Below are 7999 nucleotides of genomic sequence, written 5' to 3'. Positions count from 1 at the left end.
GGAGATGGAGGTGGATGGGGAGACGATCGATAGATTGATCTTTAAATAATATGTATTCTTAAATACTGAATTAAAAAAACAATTTCACTAGAAAGTATAAAAGGAACTATGTTCAGAAAAGAACAGTTCCCTTTTATACTTATTATTTTGTCCAGAAGAGTTTATGCAGACGAGCGATTCAGCTGAAATGAAGGCATCTTTTACGTAGTTTGCACTATCTTCTTTAACATATTCATAAGAAAGCATAGCACAAAAGGTAATTTGGGTATTATTGAAAAAAATAACAAATTAGTAAAACTTATTTCTTTTTAATGTGTTTATATATTGAATGCTATTTTATATCAGAATAATCCCTTAAATAATAGGGAGGATACTGCAAAGCATTCAATAATGTAATACTCTTTGCTGTTCTGTAGTAAATCAATCAACTTAGAAAAAAGTGCACGATAAAATGCTACATAAAGCAGGGAATAAGGTATTAACCACTTTGAAGGGAGGGGAATGGCAGTATATAGATTGTGAGTATTGAAGGTCTGTTAATACTTATTTCTGTCTTATTGGGAGGGAAACAATATGCCTAAGAAACAATTGAAAAAACCTTTAATTATAGCGGGTTCATTACTCATGTTAATGAGCAGTGCAGGCACATCTTTCGCTGCTTACAGTCATGAACTGTACTCTACAATTTGGACGCAGGGAAGATCAAGTGTCGTTTATACCGTCCAATCTACTTTTGATGCTACTACCAAAACACAAATGCAAACGGCAATGAATCAATGGAATAATGCATTACCATCAGGTAGCTTTTTATACAAGTCTGGAACAGAGACTAGTGACAGTAGCCCGAGTCAAAACAATATTAACACCATTACCAAAAATGCATATGGAGCCAACTCTTTTACCGGCGAACATTTGCCTTATGTTAACTCTTCCAATAGAGTTGTTGAATCAGACATCAGGATCAATACCAGCCATAACTGGGCCAATTCTCCAAAACCGAATTATTATGATATTCAAAGTACGATGACTCATGAATTGGGCCACTCTCTACGTGTAGGGCATTCACCTGTCTATGACGATACAATGTATGGCTCTGGTTCAATGAATACGGATTATAAAAGAACACTAACGACCGCCGATAAAGAGGCAGCTCAATATTCCGTATCGAGATGGAAGAGCGACCTATTGAAAGCAAATGATGATGGAAACCCCGTTTCAAATGAAGCTTCCAAAGTTGTTGTTCATTCTGACGCAGAGGTTATCCAATATGACAAGAATCAACTTGTTAATGAAGCGGATGTTATTATATCTGGAACTGTCATTTCTCAAGAAGTGCAAAGCGATTTTGAAGGTTTCCCTGTTACGGATACAATAATTAAAGTTAATAACGTATATAAAGGCGATCCTGGCGAGACTGTGGAAATACGGGTGTATGGCGGGGAAACAGCCGAAATGATTTATATTCTCGATGAAGAAGCAGCTCCTGCATTTCATGTCGGAGAAGAAGTCATGGTATTTTTGACTGGTAACAAGGGGTTGAGACCTGATAAAGACGACTTCGGATATTATTTGGTGGGACAAGCCCAAGGAAAGTTTAATATTGGAGCCCATACTCAAAGCTTTATCGAAAATAACACAGATACGCACAGCTTTGATTTAAACAATATTCAAAATGAAATCAATCGGATTGAAACTTATAACAAGGATCATAACATTCCAAGAATATTCCTTCCAGAAGGCGAGGAAAGTAATATTTAACTAATAGTATATAAAAGCAGCCCTCCAGGGCTGCTTTTATATACTGCAACATTTTTGATTTTGATTGCGTTAGTTTAGGTAAGAATGTCAAGGAGGGGATTGTCATAAAAGTCAAGTCGCTGTTTTTTGTACTCAGTGTTATAGCTGTTTTTCTAACATCAGCTTGTGCTAATGGTGTTACTGACTCAGGTGCTAAGAACGGGTTAGCTGAACCTTACCGCTTAGCATTGGATGAACTAATATCGACAGATACAGCTCTTAATGAAAACATGGAGTACATTTCACTGGATCTCGATGATCAACTTCCCTTAAAGGATTCTGATAAGCAAAGCATTGAGGAATACCTCCAAAGCAAATATAACGTGAAGATTTATAATCTTACCTACGAAAAATTGGTTGATGAAGGATTATATGACACTGACAAAAGCACGCTAAAAGGGATTCTGCTGAAAATTGAAAAGCAAGAGCAGCCGGATAAGAACAAAGTTACTATAGAGGTAAGCAAGTATCGTTCAAATGAGGGTGGTCTCTCTGCAAAAATAACCTTAGCCTACCAGGATGGTCAATGGAAAGTGGTTAATCATACGCCTGCAAAAGAAAGTTAAAGGAGTGTTGTTCCAGGCTTTAGTGGAATGCCGGAGGAGTATCATTTCATGCGTGTGAGCGTTGAATAGTTCTATTATCAACGTGAAGTAATCTGCCTACACACAAAGAGCCCTTACCCCTCCCAGGTACGGGCTCTCTTCATTTCCCAACAAAAATCTAACTCTTGATAGCCCCCATCATAATCCCCTTCACAAAATACCTTTGCACAAAAGGATACACCATAATGATCGGCAGCGTAGCGACCATGGTCACCGCCATCCGGATGCTTTCGCTGGAGACCGGGATCCGCTTGGAGCCCTGCGCCAGCTGCTGGGCATCGGACATCATGCCGGCGGTTTGGAACTGGTTAAGGATTTTGACCAGGACGGCCTGCAGGGTCTTGAGCTCCGGCTTGTAAGTATACACATAGGAGTCATACCAGGAGTTCCAGTGGCCGATGGCCAGGAACAGGCCGATCGTGGCGAGCACCGGCACGCACAGCGGCATGATGATGCGGAAGAACGTCTGCAGGTCGTTGGCGCCGTCGATTTTGGAGGATTCCTCGATCTCGCCGGGGATCTGCTCCATGAAGGTGCGCACCAGAATCATCAGGAACACGCCAATTAAGCCAGGGAAGATATAGACCCAGAAGGAGTCGATCAGCCCCAGGGATTTGATGATCATATACGTCGGGATCAGCCCGCCGCCAAAATACATCGTGAACACAAAGAAGAAGGAGAAGTATTTCCACCCGAGCAGATTGCGCTTGCTGAGCGGATAAGCGAGCAGCGTGATGAAGAAGATGGATGCCGCCGTCCCGACGACGGTACGCAGCACGGTGATCTTGATGGCGCTCCATATCTCCGGATTCCGGAAGATGGTCAGGTAGCTCTCGATGGTTGGCACGCGCGGCCAGAAGTACAGGTTGCCCCGCATCGTATCGGTCGCATCGTTCAAGGAGATGACCAGGATGTTCCAGAACGGATAGAAGGTCACGAGAAAGATGCCGGTCAGGAACAGGTATAAAGAGGCATCGAAGATACGCTCGGGCACGGTTTTTTTGCTTAACATGGATGTACCTCCTTATGGTTTAGAATAGGGACTGCCCGTTCAGCTTCTTCGCCGTATAGTTGACGATGACCACGATGATGAAAGCCACCACGGAGCTGAACATGCCGACGGCTGCCGCATAGGAGAACATGCCGTTCTGAATACCATAGCGGAACGAATAGGTGGACAGGACGTCGGAGTAATCCCGCGTCAGGTCATTGCCGAGCAGGAAGTGCTGGTCGAAGCCCGCGTTCAGGATGCCGCCAAGCGCCAGAATCAGCAAAATGACAATCGTTGGCTTTAGGTGAGGCAGGGTGATGTACCGAATCTGTTTAAAACGGTTGGCGCCGTCGACCTTGGCCGCTTCATAGAGCTCCTGGTTGATGGACGAGATGGCCGCCAAATACATGATCGAGCTGTAGCCCATATCCTTCCACGTATTGCCGAGCGCAACGATCCACCAGAAATACTTGCCGTCCTGCAGGAATAAAACGCTTTCATCGGTGATGTGTAGGAATTTCAATATGCCGTTCATCGCGCCGTCCGAGGACAGCAAGGTCACGATGATGTTGGCCGCGATAACCCAGGATATGAAATAGGGAAGATAGGAGGCGGTTTGCACCGTCTTTTTGAATTTCACGTTCTTGATCTCATTAATCGCGATGGCGATCAGGATCGGCATCGGGAAGGAGAAGAGCAGCGTGATCAGCGTGGAGGCCAGCGTATTTCGCATGACGATCCAGAAGTCGCCGTTGTTGAAGAAGTAACGGAACCATTCCAGGCCGACGAACTCGCTCGTGAACAGGGTCGACCAGAAGCCGCCGAGCGTCGGCTGGTAATTGACGAAGGACATGTATAGGCCAACCATGGGCGTATACGCAAACACAATGGCCCAGATCAGTCCGGGCAGCATCATCAGGAATAGATACTTCTGCTGCTTCAGCATGGCCCAGCGGCTTTTTCGATGAGGACTCAAGTTCAAGTCACTCCGCGTCTGTAAGGTTGTAGCAGGTTTCATATGGGGCACCTCGCATCTCAAGTTAACTCAAATTATAAGACTCGGAAAAAATGAGTGTCGATATGACAATGTAACGATCGATGCTTGAAAATAACTTACATCGAGAATTCCCATAGTTAAAAAAACGAAATCGCTATAATATGAAGGGATAAAGCCGACACAGGGGGTATGAGCATGTACAGCATTTTTCTCGTAGATGACGAAGAGCTGGAGCTTGAGATGATCCGAGATTATATTCGTTGGGAAGAGATGGGGATATATGTAGCCGGAACAGCCCTGAACGGCAGGGATGCCCTGGAGAAGATCGAGGTGATTCAGCCCGATATCGTACTGACGGACGTCCAGATGCCCGTCATGAACGGGCTTGATATGGCGAAACGGGTGAGTGAGTTATTCGACTGGATTCAGTTCGTCTTCCTGACCGGACACGATGAATTCAATTATGTGAAGTCGGCCTTAAACGTGGGAGCCGTCGGCTATTTATTGAAGCCGCTGGATCTGAGCGAAATTGTAAGCGTTATCGATAAAGTCAAACGGCGCTGCGAGGAAGTGCGGATGAAGAACCGCTCCATTCGCGTGACCAAATCCAATATTGTACGAGAGATGATATTCGAGCAGAACGAGGAGCGATTCCGAAACCTTGCTGCCAGCTACCATAAGCTGTCCCGCCATACGGAGCCGAGAACGTATACCCTTACGCTGCTCGGCATCGATGCTCCGCACGCTGCACAGCCGGGGCTGTCCCTCGAGGATGGCATGGCGCGCCTGCAGACGTTTATGGAGGAGTGGCTTGCGGACAAGAAACTCGAAGCGGATCTGGTCGTCTGCCGGGAAGGCGAGTTGGGCATCTTCATGGATGCCGCCGGCCATCTGAGCCGCTTTACGTGGGAGGATCTGCTGAAGCAGATGCAGAATACGCTGGGCTTTACGATGACCGCGGCCGTGAACGAGGAGCCGGAAGAGCTGTCCCGCATCCAGGATGTATACCGGGAGACGCGGCAGATGCTGGAGGAGATGTTTTACGTCGGGAACGGGAGAGTCATCTATGCCAAGGACGTGCTGCGGCAGCTGGAGAGCCGGCAAATTCCTCCTTTCCAAGAAACGGCCTATTTCGAGGACATTCATCAGCTGGCATCCGAGCAAGCCGCGCAGAAGCTGCGGGATTACTTCAATCGGCTGGTCATGCTGCGAATCCGAAAAACCGAAGTGTGCGACTTTGCCATCGGACTGGTGGAGCGTCTGTTGGAGGGAATTCATGAACCAATCACGGAGAGCCACAAGCGGGCGGAGCTTTACCATGCCATCTATCAGTGCCGAACCATTATTGAAATCGAAGCGATCATCATGGATTTTGCCGGGCATGCGATTCAGACGCTGGAACACCGGTTCATGGACAAAAATGCAAGGCTGGTGCACCAGGTGCGCACGATGATCGACCAAACCTATCACCAGGCCATCACAATCAACAGCTTGTCCGATCAGGTATATCTGTCTCCCAACTACCTGCGTTCCATCTTTAAGGAGAAAACCGGCATGACGATCCATGATTACCTCACGAGAATCCGGCTGAACAAAGCCAAGGAGCTGCTGGCCGACGATTCGCTCAAAGTGCAGGACATCGCCCAAAGGGTCGGTTATGAGAGCACATCCTACTTCATTTCCTTATTCCTAAAAAGCCAAGGAGTTACGCCGAATGAATACCGCAAAAACATCTAGCCCGTCCGGCCCATGGAGCCGTCTGGCAGGAGCTTTCCCGTTCGCGCACTTACGCGCATACACCAATTGGCGGCTCCGGCACAAGTTCTTTTTCATCTTTCTGATCGTGATCATCCTTCCGTTCTCGCTGCTGATCTATTATTCGTATTCTTCGACCCGCAGCACGATTACGGAGCATACCTATACGGCCTTGGGCGGATCGCTGGCACAGATTAACACCAACGTGGAGAAGCGGCTGGAGTATTACAATCAGCTGTCGAACATCCTCTACATGGATGCGCAGCTCCGCAATTATCTGTCTACTGATTATGAGCAGGCGTACTATTATCTGGACGCCTTCCAATATATCAACCGGACGCTGCCGTCCCTGATGACCCTGAATGCCAACATTTTGGGCATCACGATTTATACGGGGAACCATACCCTCTATTCCGACGGTCAATACGTCAAATATACGGAAGAGCTGCCCCGGGCGATGGAGGAGCAGGTGCTGGATGCCGCCGGCAATACGGTGTACTTCCATTCCGGGAATTTCAAGGCCGATGATGCACATATCACCATTGCCCGTTCGTTAAGTTATTTCAGCCTGCAGCATCCGTACGGGATATTGACCATGGACATTAACGCGAACGAATTCTACTCCCTGATCAAAATGGAGAACGACAACAAAAGCGTCTATATTATCGACGAGTTTGGCGGCGTGATCAGCACGGGGGATCAGAACCTCCAATCGAACCAGCTGTTCGACGTGTTTCCGATTCAGGAGCGGATGACCCAGGATGCGGGCTCATTCGATATGAAGATTAACGGCCAGGAGCGTTTTTTCACGTATAAAAAGCTCAGCAACGGTTGGTCCACGGTCATCACCGTGCCCTACGACGAGCTGCTGGCCAATGCGAATCAGGCGACCAAGAACGTTATCTGGTTCTCCGTGCTGGCGATTGGCATGGCCATCCTGCTGCTCTATTTTACGACCAAGGTCATGACCAAGCGGATCGAGGTGCTGCTGCAGCAGATCCGGAAGGTGGAGCGCGGAGATTTCCGGCTGTCGATTAAGCCGATGGGGCATGACGAGATCGGTCAGGTGTCTTTTGCGTTCAATAAGATGGCCTCGACGATACAGTCCCTGATCCATGACGTGTACGTGAAGGAAATCGCAAGGAAGGAGTCGGAGCTGAATACGCTCCAGGCCCAGATCAACCCCCATTTTCTGTACAACACCTTGTCCTCGATCTCTTCCCTGGCGATCAAAGAAGGGGCTATGCAGGTGTACCAGATGGTCAATTATTTGGCCAAGTATTACCGAGTTTCGCTGAATAAAGGAAAGCGCATCATTCTGCTGGAGCAGGAAATCAATCTGGTGAAGAATTATGTCGCGATCCAGAAGATCCGGTTCCGGGACAAGCTTCATATGCATTACGACCTGGATGAGCAGCTGTTCGGGAACACAACGATCAAGCTGATTCTGCAGCCGTTCATCGAGAACTGCATCAATCATGCCATTGGGGACGAATCGGGAATCAACATTAACGTGAAGCTCAGACAGGAGGGAGACGACATCTTGCTCCAGGTCATCGACGACGGCATCGGAATGACCCCCGAACAGCTCGATCGCGCGCTGAGCAAATCGGATAATCTGTCTGGATATGGCGTGAAAAACGTGAATGACCGGATCAAACTGACCTACGGAGAGGAATATGGCGTCAGCATCTTCAGCCGGCTCGGCATCGGAACCGCGGTGACCATTCGGATACCTGTAATCTCCGATAGGCATCCTGCAAACGAACGGGACCCGCAGCAGGCGTTACCCTGAATGAAAGACATTTTGCATCATGGATTGTAAGATTGCGTTATAGATCAATGAACTCCCGA

The 7999-nt window shown here is 47.7% G+C and carries 6 protein-coding genes; 4 read left to right on the top strand and 2 right to left on the bottom strand.

Annotated elements, in window-relative coordinates:
• Positions 1–573 precede the first annotated feature (573 nt).
• Together DP091_RS05440 and DP091_RS05435 are read left to right on the top strand one after the other, a co-directional pair.
• Complete coding sequence (locus DP091_RS05440) at positions 574–1758, top strand: matrixin family metalloprotease (protein WP_113057397.1); 1185 nt, start codon at positions 574–576, stop codon at positions 1756–1758.
• A 269-nt stretch (positions 1759–2027) separates the two neighbouring features.
• The gene (locus DP091_RS05435) at positions 2028–2363 is read left to right on the top strand and encodes a hypothetical protein (protein WP_146746987.1); all 336 of its coding nucleotides are present in this window, start codon (positions 2028–2030) and stop codon (positions 2361–2363) included.
• A gap of 157 nt (positions 2364–2520) precedes the next feature.
• Here the strand turns inward: DP091_RS05435 and DP091_RS05430 are convergent, their stop codons facing one another.
• Positions 2521–3414, bottom strand: coding sequence for a carbohydrate ABC transporter permease (locus DP091_RS05430; protein ID WP_096776841.1), 894 nt, complete (start codon positions 3412–3414; stop codon positions 2521–2523).
• Positions 3415–3433: 19 nt separating this feature from the next.
• Positions 3434–4411 (bottom strand): ABC transporter permease, encoded by a 978-nt coding sequence (locus DP091_RS05425; protein ID WP_113057395.1) that lies wholly within the window; start codon positions 4409–4411, stop codon positions 3434–3436.
• A gap of 174 nt (positions 4412–4585) precedes the next feature.
• Here DP091_RS05425 and DP091_RS05420 point away from each other — a divergent pair, with 174 nt between their 5' ends.
• Positions 4586–6127: a response regulator gene (locus tag DP091_RS05420; RefSeq protein ID WP_113057394.1), complete on the top strand. Its 1542-nt coding sequence runs from the start codon at positions 4586–4588 to the stop codon at positions 6125–6127.
• On the top strand, positions 6105–7940 hold the full coding sequence (locus tag DP091_RS05415) for a cache domain-containing sensor histidine kinase (protein WP_113057393.1): 1836 nt from the start codon (positions 6105–6107) through the stop codon (positions 7938–7940). The genes DP091_RS05420 and DP091_RS05415 overlap by 23 nt, the downstream gene beginning before the upstream one ends.
• Positions 7941–7999 lie beyond the last annotated feature (59 nt).

The organism is Paenibacillus sp. MDMC362 (assembly GCF_003269305.1).
Lineage (GTDB): Bacteria > Bacillota > Bacilli > Paenibacillales > Paenibacillaceae > Paenibacillus_AQ.
The sequence above is the reverse complement of the archived record's forward strand: the minus strand, read 5'-3'. Positions and strand labels throughout refer to the sequence as shown.

Coding starts and splice junctions, on each gene's coding strand:
- DP091_RS05440 (WP_113057397.1), top strand. CDS start 574: ATGCCTAAGAAACAATTGAAAAAACCTTTAATTATAGCGGGTTCATTA.
- DP091_RS05435 (WP_146746987.1), top strand. CDS start 2,028: ATGGAGTACATTTCACTGGATCTCGATGATCAACTTCCCTTAAAGGAT.
- DP091_RS05430 (WP_096776841.1), bottom strand. CDS start 3,414: ATGTTAAGCAAAAAAACCGTGCCCGAGCGTATCTTCGATGCCTCTTTA.
- DP091_RS05425 (WP_113057395.1), bottom strand. CDS start 4,411: ATGAAACCTGCTACAACCTTACAGACGCGGAGTGACTTGAACTTGAGT.
- DP091_RS05420 (WP_113057394.1), top strand. CDS start 4,586: ATGTACAGCATTTTTCTCGTAGATGACGAAGAGCTGGAGCTTGAGATG.
- DP091_RS05415 (WP_113057393.1), top strand. CDS start 6,105: ATGAATACCGCAAAAACATCTAGCCCGTCCGGCCCATGGAGCCGTCTG.